The organism is Pseudarthrobacter quantipunctorum (assembly GCF_045291495.1).
Lineage (GTDB): Bacteria > Actinomycetota > Actinomycetes > Actinomycetales > Micrococcaceae > Arthrobacter > Arthrobacter quantipunctorum.
Genome location: NZ_CP148033.1, coordinates 4212093 through 4230006, shown reverse-complemented (window position 1 = coordinate 4230006; position 17914 = coordinate 4212093). Strand labels below are relative to the sequence as shown.

At 66.3% G+C, this 17914-nt stretch carries 14 protein-coding genes and 1 pseudogene; 6 read left to right on the top strand and 9 right to left on the bottom strand.

All coding sequences use genetic code 11. The features are described from left to right. Positions 1–50 precede the first annotated feature (50 nt). Positions 51–779, bottom strand: coding sequence for a TetR/AcrR family transcriptional regulator (locus WHH00_RS19295; RefSeq protein WP_406635337.1), 729 nt, complete (start codon positions 777–779; stop codon positions 51–53). Between the two features lie 161 nt (positions 780–940). Between WHH00_RS19295 and ptsP the strand changes: the two genes are divergently transcribed. Continuing rightward, positions 941–2626 (top strand): phosphoenolpyruvate--protein phosphotransferase, encoded by a 1686-nt coding sequence (ptsP, locus tag WHH00_RS19290; RefSeq protein WP_231456098.1) that lies wholly within the window; start codon positions 941–943, stop codon positions 2624–2626. 33 nt (positions 2627–2659) lie between these two features. Here the strand turns inward: ptsP and WHH00_RS19285 are convergent, their stop codons facing one another. Continuing rightward, complete coding sequence (locus WHH00_RS19285; protein ID WP_406635335.1) at positions 2660–3442, bottom strand: alpha/beta fold hydrolase; 783 nt, start codon at positions 3440–3442, stop codon at positions 2660–2662. A gap of 49 nt (positions 3443–3491) precedes the next feature. Here WHH00_RS19285 and WHH00_RS19280 point away from each other — a divergent pair, with 49 nt between their 5' ends. After that, a complete protein-coding gene (locus tag WHH00_RS19280) occupies positions 3492–3899 on the top strand; it encodes a helix-turn-helix domain-containing protein (RefSeq protein ID WP_406635333.1) in 408 nt (135 codons plus the stop codon). 10 nt (positions 3900–3909) lie between these two features. Here the strand turns inward: WHH00_RS19280 and WHH00_RS19275 are convergent, their stop codons facing one another. Further along, positions 3910–5130 (bottom strand): PucR family transcriptional regulator, encoded by a 1221-nt coding sequence (locus WHH00_RS19275; protein ID WP_406635331.1) that lies wholly within the window; start codon positions 5128–5130, stop codon positions 3910–3912. A 233-nt stretch (positions 5131–5363) separates the two neighbouring features. On the opposite strand from WHH00_RS19275, the gene ald reads away from it, so the two are divergent. After that, positions 5364–6482 (top strand): alanine dehydrogenase, encoded by a 1119-nt coding sequence (gene ald / locus WHH00_RS19270; protein WP_406638699.1) that lies wholly within the window; start codon positions 5364–5366, stop codon positions 6480–6482. A 104-nt stretch (positions 6483–6586) separates the two neighbouring features. On the opposite strand, the gene WHH00_RS19265 is transcribed toward ald, so the two are convergent. From WHH00_RS19265 to WHH00_RS19240, 6 genes and pseudogenes are all read right to left on the bottom strand, one after another. After that, positions 6587–7660 carry a Gfo/Idh/MocA family oxidoreductase gene (locus tag WHH00_RS19265; protein ID WP_406635329.1) on the bottom strand — a complete coding sequence of 358 codons (1074 nt, stop codon included), beginning with the start codon at positions 7658–7660 and terminating at the stop codon, positions 6587–6589. A 198-nt stretch (positions 7661–7858) separates the two neighbouring features. Next, positions 7859–9562: an ABC transporter family substrate-binding protein gene (locus WHH00_RS19260; RefSeq protein ID WP_406635327.1), complete on the bottom strand. Its 1704-nt coding sequence runs from the start codon at positions 9560–9562 to the stop codon at positions 7859–7861. A 52-nt stretch (positions 9563–9614) separates the two neighbouring features. After that, a complete protein-coding gene (locus tag WHH00_RS19255; protein ID WP_406635325.1) occupies positions 9615–11852 on the bottom strand; it encodes a dipeptide ABC transporter ATP-binding protein in 2238 nt (745 codons plus the stop codon). After that, complete coding sequence (locus WHH00_RS19250; protein ID WP_406635323.1) at positions 11849–12835, bottom strand: ABC transporter permease; 987 nt, start codon at positions 12833–12835, stop codon at positions 11849–11851. The genes WHH00_RS19255 and WHH00_RS19250 overlap by 4 nt, the downstream gene beginning before the upstream one ends. 2 nt (positions 12836–12837) lie before the next feature. Further along, positions 12838–13821, bottom strand: coding sequence for an ABC transporter permease (locus WHH00_RS19245; protein ID WP_190612978.1), 984 nt, complete (start codon positions 13819–13821; stop codon positions 12838–12840). A gap of 360 nt (positions 13822–14181) precedes the next feature. Further along, positions 14182–14790 (bottom strand): annotated as a pseudogene (locus WHH00_RS19240) (TetR/AcrR family transcriptional regulator). Positions 14791–14916: 126 nt separating this feature from the next. Between WHH00_RS19240 and WHH00_RS19235 the strand changes: the two are divergent. The 3 genes from WHH00_RS19235 (at position 14917) to WHH00_RS19225 (ending at position 17861) form a co-directional block, all read left to right on the top strand. After that, on the top strand, positions 14917–15474 hold the full coding sequence (locus tag WHH00_RS19235; RefSeq protein ID WP_231456108.1) for an NAD(P)H-dependent oxidoreductase: 558 nt from the start codon (positions 14917–14919) through the stop codon (positions 15472–15474). A 134-nt stretch (positions 15475–15608) separates the two neighbouring features. Further along, positions 15609–16853, top strand: coding sequence for a non-homologous end-joining DNA ligase (gene ligD, locus WHH00_RS19230; protein WP_406635320.1), 1245 nt, complete (start codon positions 15609–15611; stop codon positions 16851–16853). Positions 16854–17003: 150 nt separating this feature from the next. Further along, positions 17004–17861 (top strand): hypothetical protein, encoded by an 858-nt coding sequence (locus WHH00_RS19225; RefSeq protein WP_406635318.1) that lies wholly within the window; start codon positions 17004–17006, stop codon positions 17859–17861. Positions 17862–17914: the final 53 nt, after the last annotated feature.

Sequence of the window (17914 nt, the reverse complement as noted above, 5' to 3'; positions counted from 1 at the left end):
TTCGCAGGATGGTCCGATACTTACGACGACGTTCTGCCGGAATTGCGGGTTCAGCCCGCCGGGCTGGTGGAGATGCGGTGGAGCCATTCAAGGAAAAGCTTGAGTTCCGAGCTTGAAAGCTGGTCAGAGTGCGAGGCCTGAAGTGCGGCGTTCAGGGCGATCGCTGCCACCACTACCGAGGATTTCCCGGCACCGCCCGTGGCCGCGCCGCTGGCGGGCTCGGCGGACACCGCAAAGATCATGGCATCCCGGGTCATGGTGGACAATTCGAGGTTCCGTTCGGAGGCGGGCTCCGCAATCAGCATCAGCGTCACGCCCACGTTGGCCGCCAGGATGGACCTGGCCGCTTCCCGGGGCTGGACGTTCAGCTGGCCCGCCGCCGCTGCCTTGTTCAACATCTCCTCCATCAGCGCCTCGGCATCTGCGACGATTGCCGGGCGGCTTTCCGGGCGGATGTTGCCGAACATCACCAGGTACAGCTCCGGCTGGTTAAGCCCGAACTGGACGTGGTTGTCCCACATTCTCCGGACATCCTCGAGCGGCTGTCCGGAGGGGGCGAAATCCCTTTCGCCCGCAACATACTCTTCAAACCCTGCGGCGACGACGGCGTCGAACAGACCTTCCTTGTCACCGAAGTGGTGGTACAGCGTGGGGGCTGTAACCCCCGCCAGCTGGGTGATCTGGCGGGTGGAGACGGGAGCTCCCCCGGAGTTTGCCAGCAATTCCGCGGCAGCACGAAGCAGGCGCATTTTGGGGGGAAGCTGGCCATCCAAACTCATAACCGCTACCCTAGCACCTATAGCATTGCTATATGAACTGAATCACATACAATTTTTTCAGGCACGTTTCCCGCCTCCGGACGCAGCAGTCTTCCGGCGGAACGGCATGGCGCCGGACATATCGGGCGGGCCTGGCAACCGGCAGAGAATGAGGACCTTCAGTGCAGAACTTCCCAGGAGTAGGCGTCAGCCCAGGCCGCGTCATCGGCACCGTCCGGCAGATGCCCAAGCCCATCAGCGAACCTCCTGCCGGCGAGCAACTGGCACCCGGCACCACCGCTGAGGAAGCAACTGCAGCCCTGAAGGCAGCATCCCAGGCGGTGCACGATGAGCTGAAGGCACGTGCCGCCCACGCCACTGGTGACGGCAAGGCCGTGCTGGAAGCCACCGCACTGATGGCCAAGGACACCATGCTGATCAAGGGCGCGGCCAAGCTGGTTGCCCGCGGAACCTCTGCGGAACGTGCCATCTGGGAGTCCGGCTCCTCGGTGTCCGAGATGCTCCACAACCTGGGCGGCTACATGGCCGAACGCGCCACCGACGTCCTGGACGTCCGCGCCCGGATCGTCGCCGAACTGCGGGGCGTGCCCGCCCCCGGGATCCCTTCGTCCAGCACCCCGTTCGTCCTGGTGGCCGAGGACCTGGCCCCGGCGGACACCGCCACCCTGGACCCCAACAAGGTGCTGGCACTGGTCACGGCCGGCGGAGGCCCGCAGTCCCACACCGCCATCATCGCCCGGTCCCTGGGCCTTCCCGCCGTTGTTGCCGCGGTGGGCGTCGACGAGCTCCCGGACGGCACCGAAGTCTACGTGGACGGCGCCGCCGGCAGCATCACCTCCGAACCCGACGAGTCCCTGCGCGCAGCAGCGGAAGCGTGGGCTGCCACGGCGTCACTGCTGGCTGAGTTCAGCGGAACGGGCTCGACGGCGGACGGCCACCTGGTGCCGTTGCTCGCCAACGTGGGCGGCGGCAAGGACGCCGAGGCGGCCGCGAAGCTGGGCGCCCAGGGTGTGGGCCTGTTCCGTACCGAGTTCTGCTTCCTTGAACGGGACACCGAGCCCAGCGTTGAAGAGCAGGCTCTTGCCTACAAGAAGGTCTTTGATGCCTTCCCGGGCAAGAAAGTGGTCCTGCGGACGCTCGATGCCGGCGCCGACAAGCCGCTCCCGTTCCTCACGGACTCCACCGAACCCAATCCGGCGTTGGGCGTCCGCGGCTACCGCACCGACTTCACCACCCCCGGCGTCCTGGACCGCCAGCTGGAAGCCATCGCGCTGGCGGAAAAGCAGTCCGAAGCAGACGTCTGGGTCATGGCGCCCATGATCTCCACCGCCGAAGAAGCCGCACGCTTTGCCTCCATGTGCGCGGACGCCGGCATCAAGACGCCCGGGGTCATGGTGGAGGTCCCGTCCGCCGCCCTTACGGCCGAAGCAATCCTGCGCGAAGTGGGCTTCGCGAGCCTCGGCACCAACGACCTCACCCAGTACGCCATGGCCGCAGACCGCCAGCTCGGCCCGCTGGCCAACCTCAACACCCCGTGGCAGCCGGCCGTCCTGCGCCTCGTTGGACTGACAGTCGAAGGCTCCCGTGCGGAGGGGAACAACAAACCCGTGGGCGTCTGTGGCGAGGCGGCTGCGGACCCGGCCCTCGCCGTCGTCCTTACCGGCCTGGGCGTCAGCACCTTGTCCATGACGGCCCGCTCCCTGGCTGCCGTGGCCGCAGTGCTGAAGACCGTTACGCTCGAGGAAGCCCAGCAGCTGGCCAAGCTCGCCCTGTCCGCTCCCAGTGCCACGGAAGCGCGGGCCTGGGTTCGGGAGAAGCTGCCGGTCCTGGACGAACTCGGACTCTAGGGGCGCGGGCCGGCTGGTCCGGGCCTGCCCCTCCTAGGCGGTGACGCCGAAGCCATCCAGGGCACGGACCCAGCTGCTGATGGCCTCGGCGGCCGCACCCGGGGCGGTGTGCTGCAGGACGTGGCCCTGACCCGGGATTTCGGCCATGGTGCCCTGCCGGGCGGCAGCAGCAAGGTGTTGGCACCAGGGGCCCCGCGCGATGGGGTCCCTGGCGCCGCGAAGGACAAGGACGGACTGGCTCACTGCAGCCACCCTTTCCTCCATGGGGTAGTCCATCATCACGGGCAGCTCGGTGAGGTACCAGCGCGGGCCGGCCCTGAAGTAGTCGCTGAACACGAGGGCGTTTGAAGTCGGGCTTTCCCTGAACAGTGCATCACGCGTGAGCGCCAGCGCCTGCCGGGTGACGGTCTTCCTGGGGGAATCCACCACGGGCCCCATCAGCACCGCGCCCGCCACCCGGCCAGGTTCCTGGAGCGCCAGTTCCACGGCGGTCTGCGCCCCCATGGAGTGCCCCACCACCACATAGCTGGAAACCCCGGCCTCCGCCAGAACAGTACCCGCGAACGCCGCGAAGTCAGCGATCTGCAGTTGGCGCGGAGGCCTTGAGGCCTTTCCGAAGCCCGGGAGGTCGAACGTGTAAACGTCCGCTTCCTTGGCCAGTTCAAGATGCAGCCGGGCCAGGTACCGGTGGGACACACCAATGCCGTGCAAAAGGACGTAGGCGGGCCTGGGCGGAGACCCTGCGGGCATTACCGAGGCATAAAGCTTGCCCCGGAGTCCGCCCGCCTCGACGTCCCGGCCGCCACTAAGTTCCATCAGCCGAGCATACCGCCCGGGCCGCGGCGGCCGCCGGTAGGCTGGGTGCATGGCACTGATAGCTCCCCGGATCACCGGCCCGCTCCCGTCGGAGGATGCTGAGAAGCTGGGCCGGGCACTGGCCGGCAGCGACGACATCACGGTGTTCGTGGACGGCACCGTCCACAGGCTGCCGCCCCAGGCGAGGGACGCCGTCGTGGATCTCCTGCACCGGTTCAGCCGGGGTGAAGCGGTGACCGTCAGCAGTGTGGAGGACATGCTCACCACGTCCAAGGCAGCAGAGCTGGCCGGCATCTCCCACACGTACCTCCGTAACATGACGGACCGCGGCGAGATCCCGGTGGAGTACCGCGGAACCCACCGCCGGATACCGCGGGCCGCCATCATGGCCTGGCTGGAGGGGCAGAAAAAAGGCGAGCTTCGCGAGGTGGGGACGGATCCCGGGGCGGGCGCGTAGATCCGCTGCGTCAGATCCTTGGCCGGCCCGCCCAGCGGCGCATCTTCAGCGCGGCGTGGAGCTCCAACCGGGGCATCCCCTTGAGCGGGTCCACGCCAAGCAGCTGCCGGATCCGGCCCAGCCTGTTGTAGATGCTGCTGCGGTGCAGGTGGAGTTTGGTGGCCACGTCCTGGACGGAGCCGTCATTGTCGTAGAGGAGTTCCAGGACCGGCAGAAGCTCCCCGTTGCGGTCGTGGTCCTCGAGCATCCGGAAGTAGACCGAACCCGAGTCAGCCCAGGCGCTGGCGCCTCCCCCTGCGGACGCGAGGAGCTGGTACACGCCGGTGGCCCGGCAGTCAACGAGTTCGCCGAGCTGGGGGTCCACGGCTGCGGCCTGGGCCGCCACCTTCGACTGCCGGTAAGCCGCGGCCAGCTCCCGCGGCCGGCCGAAGCCCTCACTGAGCCCCAGGATAATGCGGTGGACCGGACGGCCGGAGCGCTTGGCGAGCTCCAGCTGGTAGTGCACCAGCACCTGGGCGTGGTTGGCCCTTCCGGACAACTCACGGAACAGGACCACGGCATGCGTCTCCGTGCCGGCGCTGAACAGTGCTGAATCCACGCCGATGGTGGCCTGCAGCGCGGCCGACCTGTGGATCAGGGTGGACGCAATGGGGTCCGATCCCCCGGACCAGCCGTCAGCATCAAGCACCGTAACCACCTGCCAGGGACCGCGGCCCTGGATCTCCTTCCAGCCCGCGACGGCGGCCACCGCATTGGCTTCACCGGCGCAGGCGGCAAGGAACTCCCGCTCGCGCCCGCGCCGGAACTCCGACTCCGCTGTATTCGAGTCGAGCAGGAGCCCTGACAGCATCTCGACCTCATGGTTGACGGCCGGCAACTGCGTGAGGATCGCCGTCGGACTCTCATCTGCCGAGTCCTGCTGCACCCAGAGGTAGCCCACCCGGAACCCGCGCACCATCAACGGAACACAGACGCGGCCCAGCATGCCCAGGTCCTGGTTGGCGGGAACCACCACCGGCCGCACCGCTGTGGCAATGCCGTGCGAGAGCTGCCAGGCACTGACATCCGCCGGGACTTTCTTGCTCAGCAGGAAGTTCACCCGGACCCGGTCCGCGTGGGACTGGTTGGAGCTGTAGGCAAGCAGCACGCCGTCCAGGTCCTCAAGCGACAGACCGCGGCCCAGCTTCTGCGCCACCTGCTCGACCAGTTGTTCCACACCCTGCTGCTGCATGCGCCAACATTACTGCCCGGACGTCCCCGGTAACGAACGGACACCAGGCGACACCTGCCGCCTCGAGGCTCGACAATCGTCGAGCCTGGAAGGCTTCGATCCTTGGAATGGCGCGGATTACGGTTTGCCAGCTATCGCCGTTCCTGTCAGCTGGCTCACAACCGGATTTATCGTTGAGGTACGAAATCCTTCCGCACTTTCCGGCTGACCAGGCCGAGAACATGGAGCCCACGATGATCATCGGCGTCCCCAAAGAAATCAAGAACAACGAGTTCCGGGTGGCCATCACCGCCGCCGGTGTCCACGAGTTCCGCAGCAACGGCCACACCGTGCTGGTGGAGCGCGGCGCGGGCCTGGGCTCCGGCATCACCGATGAGGAATACGCCATCGCCGGCGCCGAGATCGTCAACGAGGCCGACGACGTCTGGGCACGTGCCGACATGGTCATGAAGGTCAAGGAGCCGGTCAAGGCCGAGTACCACCGGTTCCGCAAGGGACTGATCCTCTTCACCTACCTCCACCTTGCGGCCGAGCCCGAGCTCACCCGCGAGCTCATCAACTCCGGCGTCACCGCCATCGCCTACGAGACCGTCCAGGAGGGCCGCACCCTTCCGCTGCTGGCCCCCATGTCAGAGGTTGCGGGCCGGCTCTCCGTGCAGGTTGGCGCGTCCTCGCTCATGGCGCCCGCAGGCGGAAAGGGCGTCCTGCTGGGCGGCGTTCCCGGCGTCCGTCCGGCCAAGGTAGTTGTGCTCGGCGCCGGCGTGGCAGGCACCAACGCCGCAGCCATGGCCCTCGGCCTGGGCGCCGACGTCACCATTTTGGACATCAACATCAACCGGCTGCGCGAACTGGACGCCCAGTACCAGGGCCGGCTCAAGACGGTCGCGTCCAACAAGTACGAGATCGAAAAGTCCGTGGTGGACGCGGACCTGGTGATCGGCTCCGTCCTCATCCCCGGCGCCAAGGCCCCCAAGCTGGTCACCAACGACCTCGTGGCCCGTATGAAGCCGGGCTCAGTCCTGGTGGACATCGCCGTGGACCAAGGCGGCTGCTTCGAGGACACCCACCCCACCACCCACCAGGAACCCACGTACAAGGTTCACAACACCATCTTCTACTGCGTGGCCAACATGCCCGGCGCCGTGCCGAACACCTCCACCTACGCGCTGACCAACGTCACGCTGCGGCACGCGGTGTCCCTGGCCAACCTGGGTGTCAGGGCAGCCTTCGACCGTGACGCCGCCCTCGCAGCCGGCCTCAACATCGCCGCCGGCCACGTGGCGCACCACTCCGTGTCCGAGGCCCACAATCTGCCCCTCGTAGCGGATTGGCACGAACTGGTTTCGGCGTAGGTCTTACTTGTCCAGCTGCGCTGGGCGACACACATCCTCTGCGTGCTGGCTCCTTCGTCGCCTCTGACGCACGCTGCCGGATGTCTGTCGCCCAGCGTTGCCGTTTAAGACCTGCCGCTCGCCAGTTCCCGTGCTTTTTCAATGATTCTTAGAGACTCGACGGCGTCTGCTGGGTCTACTGGAAGCGGCAGGTGTGACGCCGTGCCGCCGTCCAGGATCTTGTCTGCCAGGAGCCGGTAGAACTCGGGGTAGGCGCCGCGTTCGGTGGGCAGGGCGTCCAGGTGCCCATCGCGGCCCAGGAGCCCGGCCCACTCCGGCGCCTCCTGGCCGTAGTCCGCGTCCAAGGGGCTGCCGCCCGCGGCGATGTACGGTTCCTGCGGGTCCACCCCGTGCTTGGTGAATCCGCCCACGGAACCCAAAACACGGAACCGTGGGGCCTGCTGCGCGCAGAGCATGTTCATGGTGAGGTGGCTGATCACTCCGGACTCATGCCGGAGGACCAGGAAAACGTCGTCGTCCGCCCGTTCGTCCGAACGGCGGGCCTTCAGTTCCGCGTGGACCACTGCGGCCGGTCCGAAGAGCTGGAGGGCCTGGTCGATCAGGTGGCTGCCGAGGTCGAACAGCGTTCCGCCACCCTCGGCCGCGGTGGCGCGGGCCTTCCAGGCCTTGGCGATGGCGGGTGACCACCGCTCGAAGCGCGATTCAAACCGGGCCACCCGCCCCAGGGCATCAGCCTCCAGGAGCTTCCGCAGGGTCAGGAAGTCCCCGTCCCAGCGGCGGTTCTGGAACACCGTCAGTACCCTGCCCAGTTGGCGTGCCAGCGCGATGAGTTCCTGGCCCTGCCCGCTGGTCACGGCGAAGGGTTTGTCCACCACCACATCAAGGCCTGCTTCCAGGGCTGCCTTTGCCAGCGGGTAGTGGGTGGCGGGCGGGGTCCCCAGCACCACCAGGTCCACGTCACCGGCATGCTCGAGGACTGCCTTGCCGTCCGGCACGGTCATCACGCCCTGGTACTGAGCGGCCGCGGCGGCCTCCCTCGCGGCGTTGGACGTGGCAATCATGCTGAGCGAGAAGCGCGGGTCCGCAGCTATCAGGGGGGCGTGGAACACGCTTCCGGACAGCCCAAAACCCACGACGGCGGTGCGGATGGTGCGCGGGGTCGCTGCAGTTCCGGTCATAGTGGCTAGGCTACTCCTCCACATCGGTGAGAGATGGTTACGGAAAATGCCGCATCAAATGGGAGAGCGTCCTGGAAAATGCCGCATCAAATGGGAGAGCGTGTGGGACGGCGAAGGCCGGCAGGCCCTGGATGTTCCAGGAGCTGCCGGCCCTGCCGCGCTGCTGCTATTCAGTTGTGCCCCGCGGGGCAGGTGGGGTTACTTCTTTTCCCAGCCGAGGGTGGTCCAGTCCGGAACCTGGGACAGGCTGCGGAACAGGGACGGGCCGTAGTTGGCCAGTCCGGTGCGGACGAAGGAGATCTGCGGGCCGTTCATGACCACACCCATGGAGAAGTACTTCGCCATGTGCTCCTTCTCCACTTCCATGGCCGCCTTGTTGCGCTCGGCGTTGTCCTCGATGGACGCCAGGTCGGCGATCTTCTTGTCCAGTTCGGCGTCGCCCAGCTGGTTCTCGTTGGTCTTGGAGTCGTAGTACTGCTTGACGGCTTCAGTTGCGTCCGCACCCACGGTGTAGCCGGAGACGCTCATGTCGAACTCACGTGCACCGAGGACCTTGCCGAAGTCGGCCGAAGCGCGCTGGTCAATGCCCACGTCCATGCCGCCGGCCTGGAGCTGCTGCTGCAGGGTCTGGGTGAAGGCGAGGGTGGTGGGATCGTCGCCGAAGTTGCTGATCTTGAAGGCTGCGGGCTTGCCGTCCTTCTCCATGATGCCGTTTGCGTTCTCGGTGTAGCCGGCGTCCGTCAGTACCTTCTTGGCGGCCTCCGGACCGGTTTCCTTTACGGGGTAGTTGTCCTGGTAGTACTCCGAGAACGGCAGAAGCATCATGGAACCGGAGCTGGGCTCTTCCCAGTTCAGGCCGTTGAAGCGCACCTTGCGGAGGGCTTCACGGTCAACCGCGGCGAAGATGGCCTCGCGGACGGCAACATCGGTGATGCGCTGGGCGTTGAGGTTCATGCCGCCGGCGAACAGGCGCTGGCCGCGGCGGACCTCTGAGTTGCTGGTGCCCTCAAGCTGCTTGTACAGGGAGATGGTGTTGGCGGACATGGCGTCGATCTCGCCGTTCTTGAAGGCAGCGATCTGGGCGCTGGTCTCCAGCTGACGGAAGACGACGCTCTCCAGCACCGGCTTGTTGCCCCACCACTTCTCGTTGGGAACCAGGGATACCGTCTTGGCGGCAGTGTCGTACTGGTCCAGCTTGAAGGGCCCGGCCATCCATTCGGGGTGCATGTCGCCGTTGAACCCCTCGTTGAAGATTTCAGGAGAGTTGACGGCGGGGTGGATGAGGCCCGTGAAGAGGGAATCCAGCGGGTAGACCGGCTGGGTCGTCTTGACCACCACTTCCTTGTCGTTGCTGCCGGCTTCCACGGATTCAACGAACTCGTAGTTGCCGGAGCTGACGATGTCGTAGCCTGCGTCCGGGCTCTTGAGGATGTTCCAGGTGTTCTGGAAGGCCTTGACGTCGATCGGGGTGCCGTCGTTGTAGGTTGCCTTCTCGTTGACCTTGATGGTGATGGTCTGCTTGCCGTCCTGCACTTCGTTTTCCACAGACTCGCAGAAGTCCTTGTTCGGGGTCACTTCGCCGTCGAACGCAATGTCCCAGCAGCCCCAGGTTCCCGCCTGGTCGATGGGACGGTGCAGCGCGGTGTTGTCTGCGCTGTTGCCGTTGTTGGAGAAGCCATTGAAGTCCGGGCCGATGTTGCCCAGCGGAAGGGTGACCTTGCCGCCCTGTTCAAGATCGGCTGCCGGCTTCTCGTTGATGCTGATGAGTTTGGACAGGTCGCTGCCTGCCTCCTGGCCCTTGGCCGTTTCCGGGCCGGTGGACCCGCCACCGCCGCCGCAGGCCGTCAGCGCCAGAGCTGCGGTGATGGCCGCCGCTCCGCCGATCCTGTTCAGATTCCTCATGGTGTTCCCTTCGTTGGTGCGAGTGGTGGTGCTTGTGATGGGTCGAAGAAACCTAGGGCGCATGGTGGTCCGCCGATTCGTGGACTACCAGCATGTCCTCGTCCAGTTCTCCGTCAGGGAAGAAGCAGGCGAAGCGTTGGTCCAGGGCGGGCAGGAAATCTGCCGCCAGGGTTTGGGCCGCCGGGGACGGTGCTACATGCTCCAGCGGCGGTTCGAAGGTCAGGCACTTTTCCTGCTTCGCCGCCGGCAACGCTGCGAAAACAGGGCAGCGGGTGGCGAAATTGCATCCCTTGGGGGCATCAAGCGGGGAGGGCAGGTCACCCTGGAGGATGATGCGTTCCCGCGTGCGCTCCAGCTGGGGGTCCGGCACGGGGATGGCGGAGAGCAGGGCCCGGGTGTAGGGGTGGCGGGGGTTGTCGAACACCCGGTCCACTTCGCCGATTTCCACGATCTTCCCCAGGTACATCACGGCCACCCGGTTGGAGATGTGCCGGACCACGGAAAGATCGTGCGCCACCAGCAGGTAGCTGAGGCCCAGTTCGGCGCGCAGCTTGTCCAGGAGGTTGATGACTCCGGCCTGCACGGAGACGTCCAGGGCCGAGACAGGCTCGTCCAGGACCACCAGTTTCGGGTTGACGGCCAGAGCGCGGGCTATGCCAATGCGCTGGCGCTGCCCGCCGGAGAACTGGTTGGGGAAGCGGTTGACGTGGTCAGGCTGCAGGCCCACCAGCTTCATCAGTTCCATGATGCGCTTTTTGGTGTCGGCCTTGTTCATGCCCGCGTTCTGGAGCGGTTCGGCGAGGACCTCAAACACGGTGAACCGGGGATCAAGAGCGCCGGTGGGGTCCTGGAACACCATTTGGAGCTCCCGGCGCATCGCGCTCCTGGTCTTGGCGTCGGCGGCCTGCTTGTTGCTGATGCCGCCGATCACCACCTCGCCGTCCTGGTCCTTGTGGAACTCCATGATTTCCAGCAGGGTGGTGGTCTTGCCTGAGCCCGATTCCCCCACGATGGAGAAGCATTCCCCTTCGCGGATATCGAAACTCACTCCGTCCACGGCTTTGACGGTCCCGATGCGGCGCTTCAGCAGTGCGCCCTTCGTGAGCGGGAAGTGCTTGCGGACGTCCTTCAGCTGCAGGACGGCGGAGCGTTCCTCCCTAGGGATGGCGTCGAAGCGGGATACCGGTACCGGCGGTGCGGCGAACACGTCATGGACATCCACGTTGCCGCCCAGCGAACCGGATTTAATGCAGGCGGCGCGGTGGGCGGACGGCCCCGGAACAGGTGCGAGCGCCGGTTCACCCTCCAGGCAGGCGTCCGTAACGAGGGGGCAGCGGGGCGCGAACGAGCAGCCGGTGGGCGTGTGGACCAGGTTGGGCGGCATGCCCTCGATGGGCACCAGCGAGGACTTCTCCGCAACATCGACGCGCGGAACGGCTCCGAGCAGGCCCATGGTGTACGGCATCCGCGGGTTGTAGTAGATGTCATCCACCGCCCCGGTCTCCACCGGCCTGCCGGCGTACATCACCACGATGTCGTCCGCCATGCCCGCCACAACGCCGAGGTCGTGGGTGATCATCACGACGGCGGCTCCGGTCTCCTCCTGCGCCGTATGCAGCACCTCCAGCACCTGCGCCTGGATGGTGACGTCCAGCGCCGTCGTCGGCTCATCTGCGATGAGGACCCGCGGATTGTTGGCGATCGCAATGGCGATCATCACGCGCTGGCGCATGCCGCCGGAAAACTCGTGCGGGAAGGCCCTGAGCCGTTCCCTGGGGCTGGGGATGCCCACCATGGCAAGAAGTTCGACGGCGCGGGCTTCTTTCGCCTGCTTGCTCATGCCGGGGTTGTGGATAGTCAGTGCTTCGATGATCTGGTTGCCCACGGTATAAACAGGCGTCAGCGAGGACAGCGGGTCCTGGAAGACCATGGCCAGCTCATTGCCGCGGTACCCGCACATGGCCTCGTCGCTCAGGCCCAGCAGTTCCTTGCCCTTGAGCCGTACGGAGCCGGTGACCTCCGCCGTGGAGGGCAGGAGGCCCATGATGGCAAGGGTGGTCACCGATTTGCCCGAGCCGGACTCCCCCACGATGCCGAGCGTTTTTCCGGGCATGAGGTCGAAGTCGACGCCCCGGACCGCGTGAACCACACCGTTTTCTGTGTTGAAGCGTACGTTCAGGTCCCGGACGGAAAGGATTGCATCCGCGGGGGCGTGAAGGCCCGCAACGTGCAGCCGTTCCACTGCTGACTGCGGCTGTTCCACCGGTCCGGCGGCAATTTCGCTGCTCATGAGGCATTCCCCTTCACGCGGGTTTTCAGGGCGCGTTTTTTGGCGCTGCCGGAGGAGCTTGAGCTTGGATCGAAGGCGTCACGCAGTCCGTCGTTCATCATGGCCAGTGATCCGGTGAGCAGGAACATTACGGTCAGCGGCACCCAGAACATCCAGGGGAACGTCTGCACCTGGGAGGTGGCTCCGCCGATCAGCACGCCGAGGCTCACATCCGGAACCTTGATGCCGATGCCGATGAAGGAGAAGGCAACTTCCGCGAGGATGGCACCGGTGACGCCCCGGGTGATGTCCAGGACCAGCAGCGACCCGATGTTGGGCACCAGGTGGCGCCACACGATCCTGCGGGCCGGAACACCCATGTACTGTGCGGCCTTGACGAAGTCACGCTGCATCAGGGACATGGAGAGGGACCGGATGAGCCGCGCTGTTCCCATCCAGCTGAAGACGAGCAGCACAATGATCAGCAGCAGCCAGGACGGCAGGTCCCGCCGGAGCCCTTCACCTCCGCCGCTGGTGGCCACGGCCACGACCAGCAGGGCCGGCATCATGATGAGCGCCTCAAGGATGAAGAGCATCACCTTGTCCACCTTGCCGCCGAAGTAGGCCATGGTGCACCCGTAGACGGCGGCAACGAGGACTGACACCAGCCCGACGATCAGTCCGATCAGGATGGAAATGCGGGTGCCCTCCACGGTCATTGCGTAGAGGTCGATCCCGGCCTGGGTGGTGCCCAGGTAGTGTTCGGCCGAGGGCGGCATTCCAATGTTGAAGGGGTCGATGGTCTGCTTGTCCCACTGGGTGAAGTACCCGCCCACGAAGGAGAAAACGGTCAGGGCGAGGAAGATGGCAAGCCCTGCGACGGCTGTCTTGTTCCGCATGAAGCGGCGGAAGATGATGGTGTTTTTGCCGATCACGACGTCGGCGCTCTCCAGGTGGGCGTCCTGGGCGACGGCGGCGGGGTCTACTGCATTGAGGTTGGTCACGGTTACTGCACCCGCACTCTCGGGTCAACAAGGGTGGTGGCGAAATCCGCCAGAATGGCTCCCAGGGCGAAGATCACGGAACCGTAGGCCAGCGTGGCCGTGGCGGCGTTGACGTCCTGGAGTGAGATGGCGTCGATGCTCCACGAACCCACGCCGGGCCAGGCGAAGATTTTCTCCGCGAAGAAACCGCCGGCGAAGATGGCCGGGATGGTGAAGGCGATGCTTTGGGCCACCGGTATGAACGAGACCCGCAGCGCGTGCCGCGAGATGGCCTGGTTTCGGGTGAGGCCCTTGGCGCGGGCGGTCCGGACGAAGTCGGCGTTGACGTTGTCCAGGAGGTACTGGCGCTGGGCAATCTGGTAGGACCCCCAGCCCACCAGTGTGATGGCCACAGTGGGGACGGCGTAGTGCGCCAGCATGTCGATGAACTGGGCCCAGCCCGGTTCCATCCCCGGGGTGGAAATGCCGGTGACAAAGAAGATGCGTTCGCCTACGGTCTCATTGATGTTGATGGCGCCCAGCTGCACCAGGAAGTAGGCAATGGGGGCCGGCACGATGTACGCAAGGTAGCTGTACGAGGTGATGACGCGGTCCTGGAACTTGTACTGCCGGGCGGCGGAATAGACGCCGAGGGCAACGCCGATCACCAGGGTCAGGATGATGGAAGCCAGGAAAAGGCGGGTGGAGATCCAGACGCGGTCCCCGAACTCCGCGTTGATGTAGGCGCCGTTGGGGCTGCGGCCCCAGTCCCAGCGCGTGAGAATGGCAGTAAGCCATTCGACATAGCGTTCCCAGGGGCTGAGGTCAGGGTCCAGGCCCTTCAGGCGCATCGAGTTTGCCACCTGCTCCGGGGTGGGACGGGGAATCCGTTCCTGTTCCAGCAGCGCGGGCTTGAGGGAACTGACCGCAAGGAAATATCCCGCTGACGTTGTCAGGAAGATCATGAAGACGTACGTGATGCCGCGCTTGGCGAGGTACCTGAGCATGCCGCAGCTACTTCTGGATCGTCGCCGCCGGCAGCTGGACGGTCAGACACCGCGTCATCCGCAGGCGGGCCAGGCTGTTGGGCAAATCAACAATCACGTGCTGGATCCTTCCGTTTTCCCCTGATCAGCGGGGGGTTGCGCCGCCTCACCGGGTCCTTGCCAGCGGGTAGCTGGCGTCCCGCAGCCTTTCAGGCTTAGTCCTTGTGGACTATGTCGCGGGTCACATTCCAGAGGAAACTATCACAAGCCGGAACCGAAAATGCGGGCCAATGCCCCGAAAGCTACCCGCCCGTATCAGATCGTTATGAATAGTTCTGTGAAGTTGGTGTGACTGGACACACATTCGGCCTGTGGCCTACTCTACGCGCCGCGGACCACCCGTGTGACAAGATCCCGCCAGGAAGCGGCAAGCCTGTCAGGCGCAATCCCGTGGACTTTGACAAGGCTTAACAGCCGCTCCGGATCGAGGGTGGCCGCCAGGGACCCGGCCATCAGCTAGGGGTCGGGCCCAAAGCCTTCTTCCCGCAGGAGGATCTCGATATGGCGGTGCCACAGGACGGCGGCGGGCGCTTCAAAGCGCCCGCGCGAGGCATGCTCGGCGGCCAGCACCAGGTCCCCGAACTCCATGACGTAGGAGATCCGCTCCGCCCCGAAGGCGATGAGGCGTTCCAGCCCGGGCGCGCCAGGACCCAGCGGTGGCGGCCCGAACATGAACCGGGACTGGAAATCAGCCTCGGACTCGCTCAGCAGCGTCAGCATCAGCCCTGCCCGGCTGCCGAACCGGCGGAAGACCGTGCCCTTGCCCACCCCGGCATGCTCGGCCAGCCGGTCCATGGTCAGGCCCTCCGCCCCGCAGTCAGCGATGAGCTCCCGGGCAGCAGCAAGGAGGCGTTCCCGGTTCCGTGCGGCGTCCCGGCGTTCTGCCGCCGTTCCCGCCGGCAGGCCCGGCCGCGGTGGGATGAAGCTCACATCCGACATTCCAGACCTCGGGAATAATAAGCGGACCGCAGTCCGTTTAGATGGGTGAAGGCACTAACAAGCCTCAGCTTAGACCGGCCCGCGGCCCTCCCGCGGACCCAGACCCCAGGAGTTCCCATGACCAAGAGCACCGTCCTTACCCTTGTAGGCAGCCTCCGCGCCGAGTCCACCAACCAGAAGCTGGCGGAAGCCATCCAGCTGAACGCGCCGGAGCAGGTTGACGTGGTGATCCACGGGAACCTTGGCAACATCCCGTTCTACAACGAGGACATCGACGTCGAGGGCCAGGTCCCCGAGGCAGCGGCCGCCCTGCGCGCTGCGGCCAATGAGGCAGACACGCTGCTGCTCGTCACTCCGGAGCACAACGGCACCGTTCCCGCCGCACTGAAGAACGCCATCGACTGGCTGTCCCGCCCGTTCGGCGCCGGCGCCCTCGCCGGCAAGCCCACCGCCGTCGTCGGCACCGCGTTCGGCCAGTACGGCGGGGTCTGGGCCCAGGACGAGGCCCGCAAGGCAGCAGGCATCGCCGGTGCGCAGATCCTCGAGGACGTCAAGCTCGCCGTGCCGGGATCCATGGTCCGCTTCGCCGAGGTTCACCCGAAAGACGACGCAGAGGTTGTGGAGCAGATCAAGGGTGTGTTCGACGCAATCACCGCATCACAGCCCGCGGCTTAGCCGCCGCCCCCGGTACCCGGCGCAGCCAACGCGCCGGGTACTGCTTTTTAAGCCCGCCCACCCTGCGGATCCAGCCGCCCGGCCGGCACAGTGGAACTCTGGCTGCTGCACCTGATCATTGCTACCGTGACCGCATGAGTCCCTCAAAGACCCCGGCCGAGATCCTCACCATCGCCGGAGCCGAGGTCCGCATCTCGAGTCCGGACAAGGTGCTGTTCCCCAAACCCGGGCTGACGAAGCTCGACCTGGTGAAGTATTACCTGGCGGTCGCGGACGGTGCACTCCGCGGCGCCGGGGGCCGGCCAATGGTCCTCAAGCGCTTCCCCAAGGGCATTGACGCCGAGCCGTTTTTCCAAAAGCGCGTGCCCGAAAACCACCCTGCCTACGTGGACACCGCCACCTTGCACTACGCGTCGGGGACGTCGGCGGAGGAAGCCGTCATCCGGGACGCCGCCGGCTTGGCATGGGTGGTGAACCTCGGCTGCCTTGACCTGAATCCCCACCCCGTGCGCGCGGAGGACCTGGAGCATCCCGACGAACTCCGGGTGGACCTCGATCCAATGCCGGGCGTGGACTGGTCCCAGATTGTGGACGCCGCCTTTGTGGCGCGGGACGTGCTCGGCGACGCCGGCCTGGTGGGATGGCCGAAGACCAGCGGCTCGCGGGGGCTTCACATCCTTGTGCGCATCGCACCGCGGTGGTCCTACCGGGACGTGCGGCTTGCCGCCGAGACTCTTGCCCGCGAGGTGGAGAACCGCGCGCCCGGCCTTGCCACCGCACGGTGGTGGAAGGAGGAACGGGGTGAGAGCGTGTTCGTGGACTTCAACCAGAACGCCAAGGACCGCACCGTGGCGTCCGCGTACTCGGTGCGGCCCTTGCCCGACGCCCGGGTTTCCACCCCCTTGACGTGGGACGAGGTCCGGACCGCCAGGCCGGACCAGTTCACGGTGCTCACAGTGCCCCGCCGCTTTGCGGACAAGGGTGACCCGCACGCCGGTATTGATGACGCGGCGGGCAGCCTTGACGGGCTCCTGGCACTGGCGGCGGAGCTCGGACCCGCCGAAAAGGCGCCGCGCAGCGGTGACGGCTCCGGCCGCCGGCAGTCGGTGATGCCGCTCATTGAAGTTGCCCGGACCAGGACCAGGCCCGAAGCGCAGGCCGCCCTCGACGAATGGAAGGCCCGGCACGCGGACCTTGTCCCCGCCCTGCATCCGGCCGATGTGCTGGTGGACGGGATGCGCGGATCGAGCTCCCTCTGGTACCGGGTGCGGGTGAACCTGCAGCACGTCCCCGAGCCGGAGCGTCCGCCGCAAGAGGAACTCATTGCCGACTACGACCCCTGGGCGGGCAGGGAGTGGCCGGGCAGGCCAGGGTCCTGACGGGTGTCCGGGGGGGAACTTGGCGCGGGCCCGGCAGGCGGCGCTCCCGTGATCAACTCTTGTCCCAACCGGTACCTTCCCGGCATTCCCGGGCCTGGCTGCCCGCCGTAACGTTAATCCACCAAACCGGACCGGGATGGCGGTGGAGGCATGCGGGCAGGGAGTGCAGGAAAACACAGGGCAGGGCTGCGGACGGCGGCAGCAGCCTTCCTGGCTCTTCCGCTGTGGCTCGGCGGATGCGTGGCAGAGGCGCCCCCGGAATCCACGCCAGCACCTGCGGCTCCGCTTGCCATCAGCAAAAGCACACCGGCCGTCCCGCGCCCCCTCACCCCCGACCCACAGCCGCAGGGCCCTGCCCGCACGGAGGCGGGTGCTCCCCCCGCCCGACCGCTGAACCAGGCATCTGCCGGACTCTCCGCCGCGGCCGGAGGGCCAAGCGCTTCGGTGGCAGGCACCTCCGCGCCAAGCACTCCGGATCCGGGCAGTGAGGATCCGGGCCGTGAGGATCCCGGCACCCCAGCACCCCCGGACATCGGCGATGCTGCGGCGCTGCGGCCTTCCGCCCGTCCCCTGCCCACCGGCAGCCCGGCCGCGGCGCCCGCGGTGACGGCCTACTACGTGCTCCTGGACGACGGCGGCCGGAACGGTGTGCGTTTCGGTTGCAACGACAGCCTGGTGGGCATACCCCACGAGAGTCCCACTGGCGGGGAGGCCCTTCCTGCCGCCGTAGGCGCGCTGCTGGACACCCCGGGAAGCGCTGCTGTGGGGACGCACGAACCGGAGCTTTACAACGCCCTTGCCGGTTCGCGCTTGAAGTTCCTCTCGGGAAGCTTCGACGGGACCACGGTCACGGTCTACCTTGCCGGCACCCTGCGCCCGGGTGGCGTCTGCGACCTCCCCCGGCTGGAAGCGCAACTGACGCAGACGGCCGTTGCGGCCGTGGGCGCCATCAGGGCGGAGATCTACGTCAATGGCCTCACCCTCACTGAAGTGCTGGGACTCGATTAGCCGCCCGGGTATGAAAGTGCCAATCCTAAACAGGAGCTTATTTAGAAACACCT